Origin of the sequence: Acinetobacter sp. YH12252 (assembly GCF_013417365.1) — a bacterium.
GTDB lineage: Bacteria > Pseudomonadota > Gammaproteobacteria > Pseudomonadales > Moraxellaceae > Acinetobacter > Acinetobacter towneri.
Genome location: NZ_VPEA01000005.1, coordinates 187,064 through 209,701 on the forward strand (window position 1 = coordinate 187,064; position 22,638 = coordinate 209,701).

The 22,638-nt window shown below is 42.0% G+C and carries 20 protein-coding genes; 6 read left to right on the top strand and 14 right to left on the bottom strand.

The window, feature by feature from the left end:
- Positions 1–25: 25 nt before the first annotated feature.
- A complete protein-coding gene (gene lgt, locus FTV28_RS07280; protein ID WP_179989893.1) occupies positions 26–835 on the bottom strand; it encodes a prolipoprotein diacylglyceryl transferase in 810 nt (269 codons plus the stop codon).
- A 93-nt stretch (positions 836–928) separates the two neighbouring features.
- On the opposite strand from lgt, the gene FTV28_RS07285 reads away from it, so the two are divergent.
- Positions 929–1,711, top strand: a complete 783-nt coding sequence (locus FTV28_RS07285) for an NRDE family protein (RefSeq protein WP_004974805.1) — start codon at positions 929–931, stop codon at positions 1,709–1,711.
- 40 nt (positions 1,712–1,751) lie between these two features.
- Here the strand turns inward: FTV28_RS07285 and FTV28_RS07290 are convergent, their stop codons facing one another.
- The 5 genes from FTV28_RS07290 to rdgB form a co-directional block, all read right to left on the bottom strand.
- Positions 1,752–4,067, bottom strand: coding sequence for a PhoX family phosphatase (locus FTV28_RS07290; protein ID WP_179989895.1), 2,316 nt, complete (start codon positions 4,065–4,067; stop codon positions 1,752–1,754).
- Between the two features lie 172 nt (positions 4,068–4,239).
- Entirely contained in the window at positions 4,240–5,025 is a 786-nt protein-coding gene (gene tatC, locus FTV28_RS07295) for a twin-arginine translocase subunit TatC (RefSeq protein ID WP_004974811.1), read from the bottom strand.
- Complete coding sequence (tatB, locus tag FTV28_RS07300) at positions 5,022–5,492, bottom strand: Sec-independent protein translocase protein TatB (RefSeq protein ID WP_019836836.1); 471 nt, start codon at positions 5,490–5,492, stop codon at positions 5,022–5,024. Before tatB ends, tatC begins: the two co-directional genes overlap by 4 nt.
- A gap of 18 nt (positions 5,493–5,510) precedes the next feature.
- Positions 5,511–5,735, bottom strand: coding sequence for a Sec-independent protein translocase subunit TatA (tatA, locus tag FTV28_RS07305; RefSeq protein WP_004974820.1), 225 nt, complete (start codon positions 5,733–5,735; stop codon positions 5,511–5,513).
- A gap of 169 nt (positions 5,736–5,904) precedes the next feature.
- Positions 5,905–6,531 (bottom strand): RdgB/HAM1 family non-canonical purine NTP pyrophosphatase, encoded by a 627-nt coding sequence (gene rdgB, locus FTV28_RS07310; RefSeq protein ID WP_004974822.1) that lies wholly within the window; start codon positions 6,529–6,531, stop codon positions 5,905–5,907.
- A 130-nt stretch (positions 6,532–6,661) separates the two neighbouring features.
- Between rdgB and FTV28_RS07315 the strand changes: the two genes are divergently transcribed.
- On the top strand, positions 6,662–6,907 hold the full coding sequence (locus FTV28_RS07315) for a cytoplasmic protein (RefSeq protein ID WP_225530200.1): 246 nt from the start codon (positions 6,662–6,664) through the stop codon (positions 6,905–6,907).
- A gap of 50 nt (positions 6,908–6,957) precedes the next feature.
- On the opposite strand, the gene FTV28_RS07320 is transcribed toward FTV28_RS07315, so the two are convergent.
- The 8 genes from FTV28_RS07320 to FTV28_RS07355 form a co-directional block, all read right to left on the bottom strand.
- The gene (locus tag FTV28_RS07320) at positions 6,958–7,548 is read right to left on the bottom strand and encodes a tetratricopeptide repeat protein (protein ID WP_070153255.1); all 591 of its coding nucleotides are present in this window, start codon (positions 7,546–7,548) and stop codon (positions 6,958–6,960) included.
- Complete coding sequence (gene metW / locus FTV28_RS07325) at positions 7,545–8,138, bottom strand: methionine biosynthesis protein MetW (protein ID WP_004974832.1); 594 nt, start codon at positions 8,136–8,138, stop codon at positions 7,545–7,547. Before metW ends, FTV28_RS07320 begins: the two co-directional genes overlap by 4 nt.
- Positions 8,138–9,298 carry a homoserine O-acetyltransferase gene (locus FTV28_RS07330; protein WP_179989897.1) on the bottom strand — a complete coding sequence of 387 codons (1,161 nt, stop codon included), beginning with the start codon at positions 9,296–9,298 and terminating at the stop codon, positions 8,138–8,140. Before FTV28_RS07330 ends, metW begins: the two co-directional genes overlap by 1 nt.
- Positions 9,299–9,391: 93 nt before the next feature.
- Positions 9,392–11,089, bottom strand: coding sequence for a 2-isopropylmalate synthase (gene leuA / locus FTV28_RS07335; protein ID WP_019836831.1), 1,698 nt, complete (start codon positions 11,087–11,089; stop codon positions 9,392–9,394).
- 227 nt (positions 11,090–11,316) lie between these two features.
- Complete coding sequence (locus FTV28_RS07340) at positions 11,317–12,423, bottom strand: alpha-hydroxy acid oxidase (protein WP_004974839.1); 1,107 nt, start codon at positions 12,421–12,423, stop codon at positions 11,317–11,319.
- On the bottom strand, positions 12,420–13,103 hold the full coding sequence (locus tag FTV28_RS07345) for a Fe2+-dependent dioxygenase (protein ID WP_179989899.1): 684 nt from the start codon (positions 13,101–13,103) through the stop codon (positions 12,420–12,422). Before FTV28_RS07345 ends, FTV28_RS07340 begins: the two co-directional genes overlap by 4 nt.
- Before the next feature lie 159 nt (positions 13,104–13,262).
- Entirely contained in the window at positions 13,263–15,497 is a 2,235-nt protein-coding gene (locus FTV28_RS07350) for a catecholate siderophore receptor Fiu (protein WP_179988893.1), read from the bottom strand.
- A 292-nt stretch (positions 15,498–15,789) separates the two neighbouring features.
- A complete protein-coding gene (locus FTV28_RS07355) occupies positions 15,790–17,958 on the bottom strand; it encodes a TonB-dependent receptor (RefSeq protein WP_179989901.1) in 2,169 nt (722 codons plus the stop codon).
- 265 nt (positions 17,959–18,223) lie between these two features.
- On the opposite strand from FTV28_RS07355, the gene tig reads away from it, so the two are divergent.
- From tig to FTV28_RS07375, 4 genes are all read left to right on the top strand, one after another.
- Complete coding sequence (gene tig, locus FTV28_RS07360; RefSeq protein WP_179989903.1) at positions 18,224–19,555, top strand: trigger factor; 1,332 nt, start codon at positions 18,224–18,226, stop codon at positions 19,553–19,555.
- Positions 19,556–19,745: 190 nt separating this feature from the next.
- Entirely contained in the window at positions 19,746–20,351 is a 606-nt protein-coding gene (gene clpP / locus FTV28_RS07365; protein WP_004974855.1) for an ATP-dependent Clp endopeptidase proteolytic subunit ClpP, read from the top strand.
- Positions 20,352–20,380: 29 nt separating this feature from the next.
- Positions 20,381–21,691: an ATP-dependent protease ATP-binding subunit ClpX gene (gene clpX / locus FTV28_RS07370; RefSeq protein ID WP_004974856.1), complete on the top strand. Its 1,311-nt coding sequence runs from the start codon at positions 20,381–20,383 to the stop codon at positions 21,689–21,691.
- Between the two features lie 192 nt (positions 21,692–21,883).
- Positions 21,884–22,600, top strand: a complete 717-nt coding sequence (locus tag FTV28_RS07375) for a DUF2846 domain-containing protein (RefSeq protein WP_070153234.1) — start codon at positions 21,884–21,886, stop codon at positions 22,598–22,600.
- The last annotated feature ends 38 nt before the right edge of the window (positions 22,601–22,638 follow it).

Sequence of the window (22,638 nt, forward strand, 5' to 3'; positions counted from 1 at the left end):
AACCTGCATTTAAATGGGTAGTAGCTTAGCTGTTTTTTTGCGGCCCCCAATCATAAATTTTCTTTTGATAGGCATACCACATCATCCAGAAACCGACCAAAATCATTGGTAAGCTCAGGAATTGTCCCTTACTCATCCATGCAATAAAGAGCTGACCATGATCGGGTTCGCGGAAAAATTCGACAACAAAGCGCGCCAAACCATAACCAATCAGGAATAGGGCTGATACTGCCATGCGTGGACGTGGCTTTGAACTAAACCACCACAGCACAACAAACAGGATTAAACCTTCGCATAAGGCTTGATAAAGCTGCGATGGATGACGTACCAATTGCAAAGGATCGGTTGGGAAAATCATCCCCAATGCAAAGTTTGGATCGGTCACAGGGCGACCATATAATTCACCGCCAATAAAGTTACCAATACGACCAAACATTAGACCTGTAGGTACACACGGGGCAATAAAATCCAGAGTTTGAAACCACGTCATTTTGTATTTTTTACACCAGAACAGCATGGCTAAAATCACGCCCAGAAAGCCACCGTGGAAACTCATGCCGCCTGTCCAAACTTGGAATAACCACAGCGGATTTGCCAAAAATTGTTCAAAGCCATAAAAGAAGACATAACCGACACGTCCACCAATCACCACGCCCAAAGCGCCGTAAAAGATCAGGTCGGAAACCATGTCTGGTGTCCAGCCACGTTGTTTGGCACGATAAGTTGCCAAACCCCAAGCAAATAAAAATGCCAGTAAATACATCAAGCCATACCAATGGACTTGCAAAGGCCCGAGCGAAATAGCAACGGGGTCAATATTTGGATAGGTGAGCATTCCTGTTCCTTGTGATTCTGTTTTGCACAGATTTTAGCTGAATGTGATGAAAAATGTTGTACATTCAATGTGTAAAGATCAAGAGTTTAAATTATGTGTATTGTGGCATTGGCTTGGCAGGTCTTGACAGACACACCACTGTGTTTGATTTCAAATCGAGATGAGTTCTATCGGCGTCCGACAGCAGCACTGGCAGCATGGTCTGATAGTCCAATTGTTGCAGGGCAAGATTTAGAATCGGGCGGTACGTGGATGGGCATTACCCCATCGGGACGCTGGGCTGTGATTACCAATTATCGTGATGCGAATGATGTTCGTGAATATCCAACTTCACGTGGGCATATTATTCAGGCTTTTTTAGAATCTGAGCAAACGCCTATCCGTTTTGCGCAAGCCTTAGAAAAACAGCAATGTGAATATGCAGGTTTTAATTTATTTGTGGGTGACACCACTCAAGCGGTGTACATGAGTAACCGTGGAGAAGCGCCGCAGGTTTTAGCTAAAGGCGTTTATGTGGTGTCGAATGGATTGATGAGTGACCCTTGGGAGAAAACTGCACGCTTACGCAAACGCTTTACGCAGGAGTTTTTACCGATGCTGCAATTGCCTGATCTTGCAACGGCAGAGCTAAATGCTGCGGCGTGGGATATTTTGCAAGATGAACGCAAAGTTGCATCTGAATTGTTACCGCAAACAGGGATTTCATTGGAGATGGAAGCGTTGTTGTCATCGACTTTTATTCAAAGTCCACTTTACGGTACACGTTGTTCCAATTTTTTACGTATGCAGGCGCAGCAATTTACATGGCTGGAAAAAACACAATATGGTGAGCAAAAGGGAGATATTGTGCAGCAACAGTTGAACATTGAGGCATAAAAAATGCCGACGTGATGTCGGCATTTTTAATTTATGGATGTTATCCAGCAATTGCTTTGCCGTCTTTACGGGTGATGACAACCGTTGCTGAACGAGGACGTGCAGTTTTATTGTTCATGTCAGTTTGTGTTGCAGGCCAATGGCTGCTTGGCGCATCAAAACTCTTTGAATCTTCACCTGGGTGCTGAACGTTAATAAAGATTGCTTTGTAGTCAGGTGTCATGGTTACACCTGTAATTTCACATTCTTTTGGCCCAACAAGGAAGCGACGTAAGTTTTTATCGGTGACTTGAGCACCAGCAATTGTACTTTGATCACCAACAGTTTTTACAACACCGCCATCACCAACTTGACCAGGTAGTGCTGCTAACATCATACAGTTTGTAACATCTGTATATGCGCCATCATCTGTTTGAATCCAAAGAACACCACGTGGGTCAAACCACATACCATCTGGACTTGAGAAGTCGTTTGCATCGCTTAAATTAGAAAGGTTAATTGTCGGATCCATACTTGCTTCAGCACCAAATAGATAGATATCCCATTCAAATGATGTTGCTGCAGTATTCTCTTCTTTAAAGCGGATAATATGACCATTGACGTTACCTTTACCACCTTCAGGATCGGTGTAGTTACGTGGGTTTGCAGGATCTGTTGCATAGCTTGAACCACGGTTCGAGTTATTGGTTAAAGTCACGTACACTTCACCATTTTCAGGGTTTACAGCAACCCATTCTGGACGATCCATTTTTGTAGCTCCTACAGCATCTGCTGCAAGACGAGCAAAAGTAAGGACATCCGCTTGTGAGCTAAATGGGTAAATAGCGTTTGTTTCGGTTAAGCCATTTTTACCATAAGCCAGTTCAATCCACTCTCCTGTGCCTGATGCATTAAATTTAGCGACATAGAATTTCCCTGAATTCATATATTTGTCGCCAGCTCGATAGCCACCATTCACATCTTTAGGATCCCATGTTGCATCTGATACAAATTTGTAGATGTACTCACCGCGCGAGTCATCGCCCATATAGAATGCAAATTTTTGCCCTTCAATTGCGCGGCTGGCGCGACAGTCTTCGTGAGCAAAACGACCTAATGCAGTACGTTTTACTGGGTTTGAGCGGCTATCGAATGGATCAATTTCTACAATCCAGCCAAATGTATTTGGCGCATTACGATAGTCTTGAGTTGCAGACTCTTTGGTTACGTTAGCAGCCCAACGATCATACATGTCTTGAGATTCAAAACCAGCTTCTGCTGTTTCCCAACCATAGCGTGAAGATTTATTCAAATACACGATGCGATCTTGCTCATCGCGTTCTGGAATTTTTTTACCATCAGCATCTAAAATATAAATGATGTTGTTTTTCGCATCACGTTTAACACTACCGTCTGCATTTTTTTCAGTTTGATAAGAGATCTCTAAGCCTAAGCCATAGCGTTTAAGTGCTATTTTTTCAGCTTCACTACGGGCTGAGTATTGGTCTGTACCTGAGCGTTGGAAATAACCAATAAAATTTTCTTCAGCAGTTAAATAAGTGCCCCATGGTGTATAACCATTACCACAGTTATTTTGTGTGCCTCGAGTTTGACGACCAGCGGGAGAGAATGCTGTGTGCAGTAATGGAGAACCAGCTACAGGCCCTGCAAAATCCATGACAGTCGAAGCTGTAATACGACGGTTAAATGGTGATGACTTCACAATCTCTACAGCTTGAGTTTCAGCATTTTTCTTAATAAGAACGACTGAAACACCGTGTGCATTTACTTCACGAATCACTTCATCTTCTGGGCGACGTCCATCCTTTTTAGTTGCGCCTTTTGGATGTAAGAAGGTTTGGTTGATATATTCGTGGTTCAAAACCAATAAGCCATGATCTGATGCATTTTCATCATAACGACCAGTTTTAGTACTTAAGCCAAAATAGCTCATGCCATCGTGACAGTCACCAGAGCGGAATTGGAAACTTGGGCCAGATGGAACATCTGCATCTGCATTCCAATTGCTATAAGAAGGATTGATTGAGTCACCTAAAGCATATAATACAGTTGCTTGGTAACCTTCAGGAACAGTAACAATATCATTTAAATTTTTATCTACAGCTTTAAATGTTAATGTTTCAGGCTTGGTATTGGGTTCTTCTTTACTTGTTGGTGGTGTTACATTTGTATCTTCATCATCATCACTACATGCAGATAAAGAAGAAGCTAAAGCTAAAGCTGCTGCACCGCTTGCAGTTTTTTTAATTAAACTGCGACGGCTCATGCGTTGTTCTAGAATGTCACGAAAGTGCGTATTGTCTGAAGTGTTATTATCTAACTCTTGATCTTCATTGTAAGGCATAAAATCAGTCATTTTTTTTCCTAGCAAATTGCTTAGTCGTTTGAAAGTTATATGTAAATTAGTGGCTAAACATGACATGCGGGTTAAGCTTATGTGTCAAACTGATTAAATCCGTTCAGTTGTGATCTACACGCACAAAAAAAGAAGCAACCATGTGCTTCTTTTTAAAATTCAATATTTTAGATTAGCTGTGACTGACTCGGCGCTTCTCAATTAATTTGCCAAAAAACAAACCAATTTCAAACAGCATCCACATCGGAATGGCAAGCATGATCATCGATAAAGCGTCTGGCGGTGTGACAAACATGGCCACAAAAAAACAGCCAACAATAATAAAGCGACGTTTTTCAACCAAAGTTTGCGTAGACACGACACCAATCATAATCAGCAAAAGTGTGACAATTGGAATCTCAAAGGTAAAACCAAAAACCAAAAACAGCTTCAAACAAAACGTAAGATAGCTATTAATGTCGGTCATCGGGGCGACTGTTTCAGGGGAAACGCTAATGAAAAAGTGCAGAATGGATGGCAAGGCGACAAAGTAAGCAAAGCTAATTCCGATATAGAACAAGCAAATACTGCCGATCAGCAAAGGCAGCGCCAAACTTTTTTCTTTTTCATATAACGCTGGTTTTACGAATGCCCAAATCTGATACAAAATAAATGGCATCGCAATGAACAGCGCGACAAAAAAGTTTAGTTTAAACGGCGCCATAAAGGTTGCGGTAACATCAGTCGCAATCATGGTTGATGTATGTGGCAACTGTGCACGTAATGGTTCCGACAATACTTGATAAGTTTTATTGGCAAAGGGCAATAAACAGAAGAATAAGGCAAGAATAAGCCCTACAATTTTAAAAAGATGATTACGCAGCACCATCAAGTGCTTGGTAATTGGCATTTCTTCTAATGCGGCTTGCTCTGCCTTCACAGGCAAATGTGAAAGCTCAGAAGCGTTTGATTGGCTCATACTGCAACCTTCATTTCAGTATAGGGCGCTGTAGTATGTTGTAGCGCAGATAAATTTGAATGTGATGTCATTTTAGTTTTAGGGAGTAACACCGCAGAGGTTTTTTCAGTATTTAAAACCAAGGTGTAATGATGCTGTTGTAAGGTATTTTTTGATACGGCATGCGGGGAATGTGTGCTTTTTGCAGTTGTATCTTCAAATATTTTTTCTTGCTGCATTTCATGCATTTGTGCTTGCATCTTTGCTTCAAGTTCCTGAATACGCGCCATTTCTTGCTGCATTTGCTCGCGTAATTCAGATAAACGCAATTCGCGGTCAATGTCATTTTGAACATTACTGACCATACGTTTAATTTTAGCGTACCACTTGCCGACAAAACGCGCTGCTTCAGGGAGTTTTTCAGGACCCAGCACCAATAATGCAATGATGCCGAAAATCAGCAGTTCCGTCATTCCAATATTGAGCATAATCTCAAATCCTCAGCCTTAATGCTTTACAGTCGAATTTACATCACTGCTATTGGCTTGATGTTCAATCGTACGAGGTTCTTTCAGTTGCGCCGCTTCTGCCTCATCATCTTTTATTGATTTTTTAAAATCTTTGACCGCGCCACCTACATCTTTACCTAAGTTTTTAAGCTTAGATGTACCAAATAATAAAATGACCACAATTGCAAAAATCAGCACGTGCCAAATAGATAATCCTGCCATGATTTAGACCTCTCAATAGTTGAGCCTATCTCAACAGGTCTGTATGACAATGCGGTGACGAATGTGTTGCGATTTGACGACAAGGGATGTTTGACCTGATTTGTAAAGCTTGAAAATAAAACAGCCCGTGTTTGAAAACGGGCTGTAAGATCAATCACATCTGTTAAATCTAAGCTTGTAAACTTGCTTTAAACAGTTGCATCGCCTGACCACGGTGACTGATTTTATTCTTTTCTGCTTTCGACATTTCTGCGCTCGACACTCCCAATTCAGGCAACCAAAAGAGCGGGTCATAGCCAAAACCATTTTCACCACGAGCTTCTGCTAAAATCTCGCCTTTCCAAATACCTTGGAAAATTTGTGGTAATGGATCATCGGCATGTTCAACCAAAGCCAAAACACAAACAAACATACCTTCAATTGCTGCGCCGTCTTGACGTAGTGGTTTGAGTTTATTCAAAAGTTTTTCATTGTTGGCTGCATCATTGCCATGTTCGCCTGCAAAACGTGCAGAATAAATCCCCGGTGCGCCGCCTAAAATAGGCACACATAAACCAGAGTCATCTGCAATGGCAGGCTTTCCTGAAATTTTTGCGGCATGGCGTGCTTTTAAAATGGCATTTTCAACAAAGCTCAAACCATCTTCAACAGCATCTTCAATATTTAGTTGACCTTGCGGAATCACTTGCACAGGCAAGTCTAATTGCGCAAACAGGGTTTCAAATTCTGCAATTTTTCCCTTGTTATTGCTTGCTAAAACCAAAGTACCTTGAGCACGCCAATCAGTTGCAGCCATAATTCAGATCTTAATTCAAAATAATCTTGGATATTTTAACGGATTTTGCAGACTTAAAAGTTTAATCTTAGATAGATTTGTTTTAATACATACCAATTATGCTGAGATATAAAAAAATAGGGGAATCATGATGAGCAAAATTTCAGAGATCTACCGTTATTCGAGTCAGCACCGTACATTATTGCAGCAAAGTGAGCGTTCTGGCTGTTTTTACTGTCTGGAAACTTTTGCTTATAGCGAAATTGAAGATTGGTGTGATGATGAGCAAACCGCAATTTGTCCGCATTGTGGTATAGATGCGGTATTAGGTTCTGCTGCACTAGAAGAATTCAGTCCTGAACTGCTACAGGCCATGCAGGCAGTTTATTTCGGATAAAACAAAAAGCACCCGAAGGTGCTTTGAGATCACTTCAAACGTAGTTAAATTTATTGCGCTTGAATCCATTGGTCTGCGCGGTCACGTGCTTGACGAATTTGTTCTTGAGTTAAGTTAGCTGCCAAAGCGGTTTTCTTACCTTCAGACAAAGAAATTACTTTATTGTCGAGCATGCCATCACGGGTAGATAACTCATACCACTGATACGCACCCATATAGTTTTTCTTTTGTTCTTCCATCATGGCAAGGTTAAAGCTGGCACGGTTATCACCACGGCTAGCCGCCTTTTCAAAATATTGACGTGCTAAGACTTCGTCTTTTTTCGTGCCAATACCATCTGCCAACATACGACCTACATTTAATTGCGCAGCCGATAAACCTTGATCTGCCGCAGCTTTGTACCAAGCAAACGCTTGACGGCTGTCTTGTTGAACGTCTTTACCTTGTTGATATTTTGTCGCTAAGTAAAATTGTGCGCCTGCCTGACCTGCTTTGGCTGCTTTAATCAAGCCATTAATATCCATGGTTGAATATTGAGCCGCTTGGCTCGCTACAGAAGATGATGGTGAAACATAATCTGCATGGGCTTGAATGCTCAACAGTCCAACCAATAGCGTGGTGCTTAATAATAGTTTTTTCATAGAGCGCTCACTCGATAAATTGCGACTTCACCAAACAAATTAGGCAGATGCTTACTGAGTAAACTATCTTGTTGATTCCCATTCACGGCAAGTCGGTTAATGATGCGAATATTATTTTCGGCACAAAGTGCCTCAAAATCACGAAACGTACACAAATGAATATTTGGGGTGTTGTACCACATATAAGGTAATGCATCTGAAACAGGCATTTTCCCTTTTAAGGCAAGAAAAGAGCGAGTCTTCCAATGCGCAAAGTTCGGAAAGGTAATAATTGCCTGTTTACCCACACGTACCATATCTCTTAATAATACGTCAGGTGCATCTACTGCTTGCAAGGCTTGTGCCATGACCACATAGTCAAAAGACTGGTCTGCAAAACGGCTAAGCCCCAAATTCAAGTCTTGTTGGATGATATTTAACCCGCGACTGATCGCAATTGCAATCTTTTCTTGATCAATTTCTAATCCGTATGCACGAATATTATGCTGTTTGCTCATGTGTGCCAACAGTTCACCATCGCCACAACCCAAATCGAGTACTTTAGAATTGGGTTTAATCCACTTTTCGGCAAGTTGCTGATCAAGACGCATTACACGGCCTCCTGTGGGGTTGCTTGAAGATGTTCTGTTCCGCCCAAGAATGCACGCATGGCTTTCACGTACAGTGGAATTGGGAACAAGAACGAGTCGTGTCCTTGTTCGGCATCAATATCTAAATAGCTGACAGGTTTATGATTGCTAATTAGCGCATCCACAATTTCCTGCGAACGCTCAGGGCTAAAGCGCCAGTCGGTGGTAAATGACACCACTAAAAACTTGCATTTTGTATTCGCCATGGCTTTTTGTAAGGATTGCTCGTATTCACGTGCAGGATCAAAATAATCCAGTGCCTTGGTCATAATTAAATAGGTATTGGCATCAAAATTACGGCTAAATTGTTCGCCCTGATAGCGCAAATAGCTTTCGACCTGAAATTCGACATCAAAACCATACATAAACTTGCCAGATTTTAAGTCACGACCAAATTTCTGTTTCATGGCTTCTTCAGACAAATAGGTGATGTGTCCGACCATGCGTGCCAAAATCAATCCACGTTTTGGATAGCTGTCATATTCCAAATAACGCCCATGATGAAAATCTGGGTCAGATAAAATGGACTGACGTGCGACTTCGTTAAAGGCAATATTTTGTGCAGACAGTTTTGGTGCACTGGCAATAATCACGCATTTTTTCAGACGGTCAGGATAATCTACCGACCACTGCAAGGCCTGCATACCACCCAAAGAGCCGCCAATAATCGAATACCAGACCTCAATGCCTAAACGATCAGACAGCATGGCTTGGGTTTTTACCCAATCTCGCACCGTAACTAACGGGAAGTCTGGGCCATAAGGACGGTTGTCATTTTCAGGGTTAGGCGATGTGGGGCCTGTAGAGCCGTTACAGCCGCCAATATTGTTTAGCGCCACCACAAAGAAACGACTGGTATCAATGGCTTTTCCAGGGCCAATACAGGCATCCCACCAACCTGCTTTTTTATCATCGGCATGATGATAACCCGCAGCATGATGATGCCCTGACAACGCATGACAGATCAGAATCGCATTGGATTTGTCGGCATTGAGCGTGCCATAAGTTTCGACCATGAGTTCAAAGCGGGGCAGAACACGACCGCATTCGAGTTCTAAAGGTTCTTCAAATTGGAATTTTTCTGGAACAACAATACCTACTGAGTCAGCTGGAAAAGACACGGGAATAATTCGCCTTAAATCCTGAGGATGAATAAATAAAAGGATACCACTTGGGGTATCCTTTTCAAAATGCTTTTACATGTTAGCGCAAGATTATACTGCTGCTGCAACTACTTGATCTGTGCTTAATACGCCTTGTTCAATCAAGCGGTTGGTGCAGGCAATAATTGCATCAATAGATGAGGTCACGATGTTGTCATGTACCCCTGCACCAAAGGCAGATTTACCTGTGCCTTTGACTTGCAACTCAATCAATGCCAACGCTTTTGCATGTGCGCCAGAGCTAATGCTGCGTTCTTCATAATTCAAGACATCAATTGGTAATTGAAGTGCATTCAAAATTGCTGAAATTGGGCCATTGCCTTCACCGCGTAAGCGTTGCGTTTCGCCGTTCACGACCACATCTAACTCAATGACTTGATTGCCATTTTCATCAGATAGTTTGTAGTTTTTGGTCGCATAGTGCGCATCTTTTACTGCAACGTAAGTGTCTTTAAACAAGTTCCAGATTTCGCTTGCGCTAATTTCAGTGCCTTGCTCATCGGTACGTTGTTGCACAATTTGCGAGAATTCGATTTGTAAACGACGTGGTAAAGTCACGTTGTAGTTCGATTCTAACAAGTAAGCTATCCCGCCTTTACCCGATTGTGAGTTGACACGAATCACCGCATCATAGTCACGACCTAAGTCTTTCGGGTCGATTGGCAAGTAAGGCATATCCCAAATTTCTTCGTTTTTCTGGAATTCAAAACCTTTCTTAATCGCATCTTGGTGTGAACCAGAGAATGCAGTAAACACCAAATCACCTGCATACGGATGACGTGGATGCACTGGCAAACCTGTGCATTCTTCAACTGTGGCAATAATTTCGTTGATGTTCGAGAAATCCAATTCTGGTGCAACACCTTGGGTGTACATGTTCAAGGCAATTGCAGCAACGTCTACGTTACCGGTACGTTCACCATTACCAAATACACAGCCTTCTACACGGTCTGCACCTGCCATGATTGCCAATTCAGATGCGGCAATACCACAACCACGGTCATTGTGACAGTGTACTGAAATGATCACGCCATCACGACGCGCAATGTTGCGGTGCATCCATTCCACTTGGTCGGCATACACGTTTGGTGTAGACACTTCTACCGTTGCAGGCAAGTTTAAAATCACTTTATTGGTTGGCGATGCTTCCCAAATTTCAGTCACGGCATCACAAACATCTTTAGCCACTTCCAACTCAGTTGCAGTAAAACATTCTGGGCTGTACTGGAATACCCATTCTGTTTCAGGTTGCTTCGCTGCGTATTCTTTTACTTTGCTAGCTGCATTGATCGCCAATTGTTTGGCACCCGCAACATCAACATTCAAGACTTTGTTGCGGAAGGTTGGCGAGTTGGCATTATAAATATGCACAATCGCACGTTTAGCACCTTGTAAAGATTCAAAAGTACGTGCGATTAAATGGTCACGCGCCTGTACCAAGACTTCAATATACACGTCATCTGGAATATGACCTTCTTCAATCAATTTACGGGTGAAATCGAAGTCAACTTGAGATGCCGATGGGAAACCAATTTCGATGTGTTTAAAACCAATTTTCACAAGCATTTGGAACATTTTGAATTTTTGTTCGATGTTCATTGGCTCAAAGATCGCTTGGTTACCGTCACGTAGGTCGGTACTCATCCAAATTGGCGCTTTGGTAATTTCGTTATTTGGCCATTGGCGGTCTGGTAAATCGACACGCTGGTACATACGACGGTATTTTTTGCTTGGATCTGCCAACATCATGTGAAAACTCCTTGAATAGTAGCGGTTGCATCGCGTGGATAACGGCAACTTACTATAAATATAGATTGTGTCTATTCTATCAATTTACAAGCTGTTTTCAGGAGGCTATCGCTAAAAGTAGAATCATGGCACTTGTAAACCAATATCTGTATGTTAATCGATCTGCAAGGGTAATAATTCCCTGTTTTTTACAGATACGGCATGTGTTGTGAAATATTTTTCTGATATTAGCTATTTTGGTGATAAATATAGCTGCTGTTGATTTGTTTGATGCAGCTTGTTCCCATAAGTGCCATTGTGACTTCAAATTCTTCCTTTAACAGTTTAATGCTATGCGCTGCCCCTAGCGCGCCTGCAACTGCCAAGCCATAAATATATGGACGACCGACCAAAACCGCACTTGCTCCCAAGGCCAGTGCTTTAAAAATATCTGTGCCACGACGAATCCCACTGTCTAATAAAATGGGGAAATCGTGCGATAAAATTTTTCGCATCGTGCCTAAAATTTGAATTGGGCTGACCGCGGTATCTAAAATTCGGCCACCATGATTAGACACAATAATACCGTGTGCTCCGTACTGATATGCCTGCTGCGCATCGGCAGGATGTAAAATACCTTTGAGTAAAATAGGCAGTGGACTGTGTTGTAGCAACCAAGCAATATCTTCCCATGTGGCAGCCTGCTGCATCAATCCATCAAAAAGAGGGTGCTGATTTTCCTTAAGCGGAGTGGTATTTACAGATGATTGATATACCGCCCGAATATGTGCAGGCAATTGAAAAGCAGCGCGACGTTCCCGATCTCGAATGCCCATGTGCGGTGCATCAACCGTGAGTACAATGGCTTGATAGGCATAGTGTTGCGCTTGAAAAATCAAATCCAAAGCAGCTTTACGACTGCCTTGCCAATACAGTTGAAACCATTTTGCCGCGCCCGAAACCTGATTCAGTGTGCTCATTGAAGTGGTACTTAAATGACTGAGAATCATGGGGGCTTGTAGGGCGGCTGCCGCTTGCGCTGTAGCAATTTCCCCCTGTGGATGAAACAGTTGTTGGTAAGCTACGGGTGCTAAAAAAATTGGGTGTGGATACTGTTCGCCCAAGAGCTGAATTTGCGTATTTGCCCCTGCAAAAGTATTTAAATGACGGGGCAATAATTGAATATCGGCAAACGCACGTAAATTGTTGTTCAGACTATATTCATCGCCTGCAGCGCCTTCTAAATTGGCCCAAGTGGCTGCATCTAAATGTAATTGCGCCTGTTTTTGATAGTCGGCAATGGTGTGTAAATGTGGCGGGATGTGATTCAAAGCTGCCAATGGCGTGGTATTCATAACTGACTCCATTGACGAATCAGATTGTGATAATGTGCGGTTAGTGCCAATACTTCTGTGGTATCACCAAGTTGTTGACGCAATTGCAAAATAGTCATATCTAAATTGAACAGCATACTGCGTTGCCAGTCATCTTTTACCATACTTTGACACCATGTAAACGCTGCAATTCGTTGACCTGCTGTAACAGGTTCGACCCGATGTAAACTGGTAGCAGGGTACACGATGGCATCGCCTGCATTGAGTTTAACCGCATGGCTACCGTAACTATCTTCAATGATCAGTTCACCGCCCTGATATTCTTCAGGCTCACTTAAAAATAGGGACATGGATACATCGGTGCGAATCGGGCGTCGTACTTGTGCACAATATTGCACGGCATTATCGACATGATTGCCATAAGTTCCTGTGTTTTGATAACAATTGAACATGGGTTGCAGAATGTGCAGCGGCAAGGCAAAGGACTGCAATAAAGCCTGTTGTTTTAGTGCACTGAGGATGTCTTGTGACAGAGTTACATAGCTCGGATGCTGCAGGTCAAATTGTAAATTCTGTTTAATTTTCTGTGCTTGAGCCCCTGCACTGAGTTGACCATTTTGCCATGCATCTGCGGTGTCCAATTCAGCACGAATTCGTTGGACTTGAATTTTGCTGAGGACCTCTGGAATGTGAAGCATCATACCGATTCTTCCTGAAAAAGTTTGAATTCAAACTGCTGAACATTCTACAGCGTTGTTCGGCATGCAAAGTTCGAGCAATAGATGGTATGAAAAATAATCTATCGCTCGAATCTAAATCTGTAGCCTGTTTTAAGCGGGCTACTACAGATTTGCTATAACTTAGAACTTGTAGTTTAAGCTGATTGCTGCCGAGCGTGGCTGCCCAAGCACGACGCGACCACCACCATTGTTTAGCGTGCTGATGTATTCTTTATCGGCAAGGTTATAAAGGTTTAAATTTAACGAGGCATTTTTGTTGAAGTTGTAGCCTGCCAATGCATCAAACACGACATAGCCTGGAATATTTGGCATGTTGGCTGGTGCGTTGCTGTCAGTCACAACACGTTTTTGTTCATCGACATAACGCGCGCCCAAACCTAATTTAAAGCCCGCCCAGTCATAGGTCGACCATAAACTTGCAGTCCATTCAGGCGACCAACGTTCCGATAAGGTTGTGGCACTCGTTGAACGTTGATTGAGTTGTTTCACTTTCATGTGCGCAACGCCTGCAGACAAATTCCAGTTTTCGGTCATTTGACCAACGGCACTCAACTCAATGCCATCGACCCGTTTTTTACCCTCTTGTACAGCAAGCTGAGAAATTGGATCTATAGTCGATTGATTTTCATTTTCTGTACGATACGCTGCAGCAGCCAAAGCCAGCTTGCCTTGTAGTAACTCCCATTTGCTGCCTACTTCATAATGATGGGTTTCTTGAGGCTTGGCATTGATTGCGTCATTGCCCGATTCAGACAGGCTAAAGTTGGCGCTGCCGGGCGGAGTCAGCGATTTTGCATACGCAGCGTAAATGCTGCTATTTAACGTAGGCTTATACACAGCGCCAAGTTTCCAACTGAACAGCGTATCGTGGGTGCTCAGATCTGTGGCCACCAAAGCATTTCCCCCACGTGGCAGAGTAAGCCCTTGATAATCTGTTTCATAATAATCGACCCGTACGCCACCATTCAGTTGAAAACGCTCCCCAAATTTTAGAGTATCAAATAAATATGCGGCTGCCGTTTGGGTTTCACCATCGGTATAACCGCCATTATAAATAAGCGCTGGCATGGCTTGATTGCGGTCTGGGTGATAAAGATTGGCCCACGGTGTATCGGCAGTGGCTTCGCCAGGCATCTGGGTTGCCATGAGTTTGCTAGATTGCTGTTCTTTTAAAAACTCCATGCCTGCAACAACATCATGCTGTACTGCCCCCGTTTTGACACTCCAGTTTAAAGTGCTTTGATTGGCCAGAATTTTATTTTCTTGATCGACGCCTTGGCGGGAGCGGTTCACTTCCCATTCGGCAGGGTTTGATGAACCATTGGTTCGAAGACCATTTGCACCTGTATTGATGCCTGTTAAAACCCGATTCATGTGGGTTTTCGCTACACGGGTGATATTGGTCAGTTTGAGTTGATCGGTTAAATCACTTTCAATTTTTGCGGTGAACATATCAGCATCGACATCTTCATAGTCATTGACATGACCATAAAAATTCTCCCGATTAACTTTAGGCGCAGTGGCTAACAGTGAATCGGTATTGTAAAAGCCTTGCATGCCCACAGTTGGAATGCCACCATCTGGAATATTGCGTTGTCTGATGTGTTGAGAATATAAATAAAGGCGTGTGGCAGTGTTTAATCCAAAGGCAATAGAAGGGGCGATGGCATAACTATTGTTTTCAATATAGTCACGTCCTTCTATGCCGCCTTCTTGCCCCATTACATTTAGACGAAATGCGGTATTTGGATTGATGGCCTGGTTAATATCTGCAGAAAGTCTTGTATGTTGTGCTGTGTTGTAAGTTGCAGAAATTTCCTGACTGCTTTCACTTTGCGGTAATTTGCTGACTAAATTGATATAACCCGATGCTGCACCACGACCCGCTTCTGAACCCGATGGGCCTTTGACAACTTCAATTTGATCAATGTTAAATACATCACGGCTGATTGCGCCTAAATCTCGGACACCATCAACATAGGTCGAGGTTTGGGTGGAAAAACCACGCATTTGAAAGGCATCGCCAGCACTAGTATTGCCATTTTCTCCCAATTGTAGAGTAATGCCTGGTGTATTGCGTAAGGCTTCAACTAAGGACGTTGCGCCTTGTTCTTGTAGCATTTCTTTTTTAATCACAGAAATTGTTTGTGGGGTATCCAACAACGGCTGTGTATATTTTGCAGAACTTAAACGGTCTGCCTTGTATTTGCTTTCGGCTTCTGATTTAACCGTAATGGTGGGTAAGTGGGTGACGTCATCTTCAGGGCTTGCGGCATGTGCAAGTAGTGGAAGAGAGGCGGCTAAAGCCATCAGTTGCGCAGAGCGATTGTGTTTGCGGCTTTTGATCTGTGCCATTTATGGTATTTCCCTAAATGTAAACCAACAGGAGGCCACGCTTTATTCAGCGTTTTTAGTTCAAAATGAATAAAGTGTGAAGTTGTTGTTATGACGTCTATAACAATTGTTGCTAATTGTATTGAGAATCATTATCAACAACAATGTGTGGAATGATACTTTCTTTTGATTCTTATTTGAAAATAATAATCATTATCAATATTTTTATTTAATAAAACGATGTAAACGTGAAAGGCTTGGGAATAAAGACAGAAAACCCTGCCGAAGCAGGGTTTAAAAAGAAATTTAAGGCTTAGAAGTCATAAGAAACAGAGAGCCAGTAGTTGCGACCTGCTAAATATGTGCCCGAAACAGATGAACCAATGTCTAAGTATTTATAGGCAGTTGCAGTTTGAGTTTTACCTTTGTTGACATAGGTATAGCTCTGATTATCTTTGGTGAAGTCCTTATCTAATAGGTTATTCACTGCCATATTGAAACGAAGATTATCTGTTACTGTATAGCTTGCACCTAAGTTAAATACGTTATAGCCACCAAATTTATCGCCCATGATTTTGTATTCTTCAAAATCGCTAGTTTGTGGTGTTGTTGGTAATTGTTTGAAGCGCAAACGGGCTGACTTGTATTCGTGTTGTAACCACACATCAACGTTCGGATTAATGTGCCAAGTCGAGGTCAGGTTAAAGGCATTGCGAGGATTGTTGTTATAGTACAGTCCTTCATCCTTACCATCTGTAATTTCACTTTTGGTGTAAGTATAGGCCGCTTTAATATCCCATTCAGGAATAATGCTGTACTGTAAAGACGTCTCAGCACCATAGATTTTGGCTTCGTTGGCATTTACACTTCTAGAGCAATCATCTACAGGGCAAATCGCTAAATTAGAGATGTCTTGGGAAACAATCGCATCTTCAATTTGGCTGTAAAAGCCTGTGGCGGTAAAATTCAGCTGATCATTAGGCTGTAAATTAAAACCAAGTTCGTAATTGGTCGATGTTTCTGGTTTTAAAGCAGCGTTACCAAATACATAGGTCGAACCCTGACCACTCATATTGATTAAACCATCGTAGAGTGCCTTAGGCGAAGGTGCTTTATAACCTGTGCTGACACCACCCTTAATGGTTAAAATATCATTGGTATTCCAGACTAAATAAGCACGTGGACTAAACTCGCCACCAAAACCAGAGTGGTCTTCATAGCGTGTACCAAACGTGAAGGTCAAATTGTCGAGTAAGCTCCACTCATCTTCGGCATAGATTGCCCAAGAGTCTTTCTCAAATTCATCTTTGCCGCTTTTATGTTGAGCAATATTGTCACGAATGGTGAGCTTTTTATATTCTGCACCGACTGTAACTTTGTGCGCACCAAAGGTGGAAATTAGATGGCTATCTGCAACCAGATCGGTATTTTCTAAAGTACGGTCACTGCCAATGAGTGGATTGTTCTGCTGCGCAGTTTTGTCAAAAGCATCGGTTGGTAGAGTACGACCTTTAGTTTCAGTGTCTGAATGGCTAACATAGCTTTTCCAAATCCCAAAATCGTAATTACCTTCATGTCCCAAAGAAATTTGAGTACGGTTGAATTCTAATTCATCTTTATAACCTGATGCTTTGGTTGCGGTATCTAAAGTCCCTAAACGGTTATCTTCATTTTTATATTGCTGGCTAGAATGAAAACCATCTATCCAAAATGAATTTTGATCATCCAGTTTAAAGTCGAGTTTAGCACCAACATCGTAATTGTCTGCTGTACTTGGGCGTGGGTCACGACCTGTTGAGCCCTGAATGCGTTCTGAACGCTGACGGTCTAAATAGCTACCACGTAGTTGTAAGCCTAAACGTTCATTGATCAGTGGGCCATTGACAACAAAATTGGTTTTCCATGAATCGGCTTCGGCATTGTTTTCCATTACATTACCGCTGATAGTGACATTACCATTCCATTCATCTGACACTTTTTTGGTAATGATATTGATCACACCGCCCATTGCCTCTGAGCCATAGCGCGTTGCCATAGGGCCACGAATTACTTCAATGCGTTCAATTGAAGCAAGTGGTGGCAAAAATCCATTTGATGTTTCACCAAAACCATTCGGAGTGACATCTGAAGATGTGGTTTGACGACGTCCATCAATCAGAATCAGCGTGTACTCTTGCCCCATACCACGCAAACCGATATTTAAGTTTGAGGTTTTACCTACGCCGTTACGAATATCGACTCCAGGGACATCAGCCAGTAAGTCAGCAATGCTGGTGGCATTTTTTTTCTCAATATCTTCTTTACTGACTACACTTATAGATGCGGGTGCATTTTTTAGCTCTTGTTCAAAACCTGCCGCTGAAACCACAATTGTGGAAAGTTGGTGGGTTGAAGTCGCATCGGTAGAGGTATTTGCGAAAACAGCAGTAGAGGTTGCCCCAAGTAATGCAAGACACAGCGGGTGTAGGTTGAACTTAGCCATAAAATTATATCTCTAATATGAATCAATGATCCTAATTCAGACCTATATGGTAATTAGAATCATTCATGAAGGAGTTGGTTAATAATAATGATAAGGATTCTTATTTACAACAAGAAATATACACAAAGTTGAAAATTTACAGAAAATAGCGTGACGATTAAAAAAATTCAGTCGAGATCAGAACGTATTTTGTATATCCTTTAATGTTGTCATATAATGTGGCACTTTTTTATAAACTGTTATTACTAACTATATCGAGGAAGCCATGCAAGTAACTTCTGAAGCGGTTTCGGGCGTTGCCCGTCGTTTAAATGTATCTGTACCGACGAGCCGTATTAACGAGCAGTTTGAAGCTCGCTTGAAACGCACTGCCAAAACTGTGAAGATCAACGGCTTCCGTCCAGGTAAAGTGCCTGTAAACGTTGTTCGTCGTGAATACGGTGCAGGTATTTATCAAGAAGTGGTCAACGACATTATTCGTGACACCGTTTTTGAAGCAATCCAACAAGAAAAAATCAACGCTGTTGGTATGCCAAACATCGAAAAAACTGAAATGAAAGACGACGCTTTAGTTTACGAAGCGACAGTTGAAGTTTATCCAGAAGTTGAAGTGAAATTTGAAGGTTTAGAAGTTGAACGTAAGTCTTCAGAAGTGAACGACAAAGACGTTGAGCAAATGCTTGAAAATCTTCAAAAGCAACGTGCTTCTTGGGCAGAAACCAAAGGCATGGCGAAAAAAGACATGCAAGTGACTTTTGACTTTGAAGGCACTGTAGATGGCGAGAAGTTTGAAGGTGGTGCTGCTGAAGACTTTAAACTGGTGCTTGGTTCTGGTCGCATGATTCCTGGTTTTGAAGATGGCATCGTGGGCATGAAAAAAGGTGAAGAGAAAGTGATTGATGTAACTTTCCCAGAAGACTACCAAGCAGCAAACCTTGCAGGTAAAGCAGCTCAATTCAAAATCACTGTGAAACTTGTTGAAAAGCAAAAACTTCCAGAAATTGATGCTGAATTCCTACATATCTTCGGTATTTCTGAAGAAGATGGCGTAGACAAATTAAAAGCTGACGTTCGTAAAAACATGGAACGTGAAGTGAAAAATGGTTTACGTAACCAAGTGAAAGGCGCAACTTTTGATGCTCTAGTTGCTGCAAACGAAGTTGAGCTTCCAGCAGCAATGGTTGCTCAAGAAGTTGACCGTCAACGTCAGCAAATGATTCAGCAATTCACTCAGCAGTTTGGTGCGCAAGGTGCAAAAGCATTTGACTCAAGCATGCTTCCAGATGAATTGTTCAAAGAACAAGCTGAAAAATCTGTAAAACTAGGCGTATTGGTTAGCAAAGTATTGGCAGATGCTAAACTTGAAGTTGACCAAGCACGTGTAGATGCTTACATCGAAGATATGGCTTCTTCTTATGAAGATCCAAACGAAGTGATTGAATACTTCAAAAATGACAAACAACAGCGTTCACAAATCGAAGCAGTTGTTTTAGAAGATCAGGTTGTAGATCACATCTTGGCTTCTGCAAAAGTGACTGATACATCTGTAAGCTATGAAGACTTATTGAAAGAGCAACAAGCTCATCAACAAGGCTAATTGGCTTTAGGTAAAAAAGGCGCTTTGTGCGCCTTTTTTATTGCATCGCAGTTTTTGGATTTTTCACAGATCGACAACATTTAACTCAAAATATCTACGATTTAAGCTGTGAATATTTTGCAATTTAGACAATTATCCCTCATATTGTGAACATGAGTCGTGTCACAAGAATTTAGGAATAAATAACCATATGTATGTTCCAACAATTGAAAATGCTTTAGTACCCATGGTGGTTGAACAATCCTCTCGTGGTGAGCGTTCTTTTGATATTTATTCACGTCTTTTACGTGAACGTGTCATTTTTTTGACGGGTGAAGTCGAAGATAATATGGCCAACTTAATTGTGGCGCAGATGTTGTTTTTAGAAGCTGAGAACCCGGATAAAGATATTCACCTATACATTAACTCACCAGGCGGTTCTGTGACTGCAGGTATGGCAATTTACGATACCATGCAATTTATTAAGCCTGACGTTGTGACTTACTGTATGGGACAAGCGGCATCTATGGGTGCTTTCCTGCTCAATGCAGGTGCAAAAGGTAAGCGTTATTGTCTTGAAAATGCACGTGTCATGATTCACCAGCCACTCGGTGGTTTCCGTGGTCAGGCATCTGATATTGAAATTCATGCACGTGAAATTCTATTCATTAAAGAGCGTTTAAACCGTTTAATGGCAGAACATAGTGGTCAGGACTATGAAACTGTCGCAAGAGATACCGACCGTGATAACTTTATGACTGCACAGGCAGCGAAGGAATACGGTCTTGTGGATGAAGTTTTAACAAAACGTCCATAAGTTTTAAAGATTGAGATATTGGAGTGACTATGTCCGAACATCCTCAGGGACAAAAACATTGTTCATTTTGCGGTAAAACGCAGTCTGAAGTCGGGAAGCTGATTGCAGGCGAGGACGCATACATCTGTAATGAATGTGTGGACGTATGCTTAGACTTGGTTCAGACCAGTCAACAAGTTGAGTCGGGTGATTGGGCAACACGTCCATTGCCAAAACCACATGAAATTCGTGCTGCGCTTGATCAGTATGTAATTGGTCAAGATACTGCGAAAAAAACCTTATCGGTTGCAGTATATAACCATTACAAACGCCTAAAAGTGAGCAATCAGGCGCATAAAGCAGGCGATGCTGTCGAAATCTCAAAAAGTAACATCATGTTGGTAGGTCCAACGGGTTCGGGTAAAACCTTACTTGCACAGACCTTAGCACGTCTATTAGATGTGCCTTTTGCAATGGCAGATGCCACGACTTTAACCGAAGCGGGTTATGTGGGTGAAGATGTCGAAAACATCGTGCAAAAGCTGTTGCAAAAAGCCGATTACGATGTAGAAAAAGCACAAAAAGGCATTATCTACATTGATGAAATTGACAAGATCACGCGTAAGTCTGAAAACCCATCAATTACTCGTGATGTGTCTGGTGAAGGTGTTCAGCAAGCCTTGCTCAAAATGATTGAAGGCACGGTGGCTTCTATTCCGCCTCAAGGTGGACGTAAGCATCCGCAGCAAGAATTCATTCAAATTGATACTTCAAATATCTTGTTTATTTGCGGTGGCGCATTCTCTGGTTTAGAGAAAATTGTGCAGCAACGCCAAGAAAAAGGCGGCATTGGTTTTACGGCAGACGTGAAGAAAAAAGATGAAGGCAAGAAATTGTCTGATTTATTTCGTCAGGTAGAAGCAACCGATTTGGTGAAATTTGGCTTAATTCCAGAGTTCATTGGTCGTTTGCCTGTAATTGCAACGCTAGACGAGCTAGATGAAGATGCATTGATGCAAATTCTGACCGAGCCGAAAAATGCCTTAACCCGTCAATATCAATACTTATTCGAGATGGAAAATGTCGATTTAGTCTTTGAAGATGCAGCATTACGTGCAGTGGCGAAAAAAGCCCTTGAACGTAATACAGGTGCGCGTGGTTTGCGTTCAATTCTGGAAAATGCCTTGCTCGAAACCATGTACGACTTGCCAAGCCGTACCGATGTTGGCACAGTGGTAGTGACTGAAGCGGTGATTGAAGAAGGTGCTAAACCTGAATTTCAGACCGAACGTCAGCCTCAAACAGAAGAACCTGCAGCAGAAAAAATTGACTTAAAAGTATTAGACAGCAAAACTGCTTAATACGCTATTCGTCTGAAACGTGCCGAAACGCTAGGTTTCGGCACGTTTTTTATTGTCAAAAAAATCAAGGCAGTGTTAATCTTAGACCTAGGCGTGGATGCCCATTATTCAAAACAACAATTGCAAAATGAATTTGCAGCGTGATTTCAAAAACGTGATTTACAAAAATAAGAAACGCAGTGAGGGATAGACATGCGTGGTGTCGCAATCTTGGTCGTGACCAGTTTAATGTTGCTGGGATGTCATGGCAAAAAAAACGTGGTGCAACAAACGCAACCACCTAGTACCTTAAAAGTTTTAGATTTAGAACAAAAACCTGGTTTTGTAGAACAACACCGTTTGGGCATGATGACCATTGGTGGTTGGGTCAATCAAAAACTAGGGCAAAATTTTAAACCTGTTCAGGCACAACATGCCGATGCTGCCATCGTGTATTTATATCGTCCAGATTCTAAATGGAACAGACAGGAAATTGTCGCTGCTAGTATGTTTATCAACAAACATCGGATTCCAAGTTTATTGCACAATCATTATTACTGGGTTGAACTGGCACCGGGCGCGTATCGTCTGAGTGTGAGTCGTCCTTTGGGTGCATTACATTTCCAAAAACCAAAGTATTTGGATTTTCAGGTACAGGCAGGGCAGTCGTATTTTATTAAATATGATGAAGAAAACTTGAGTACCCGCAAAGAGGTTTCAGGGCCTTTAATTCTTATGCCTTCAAGTACGGCACAACAGGAAATAGCGTTTACTCAATTGAAAACCGAAAGCTATAACTTTGTCGCGGAAGATCAAACCACAGGTAAGTTGCGTAAAAAGCCACAAAAAATCAAGCATGAGAAATATGACCCTGCGGAAGATGTGCACTTAACCCAACCCTTTAAATTGTGGGATCCGAGAACGTGGTAAGGTTTTGCATCTTTATCTCATGCATTGCTTTTATTTAT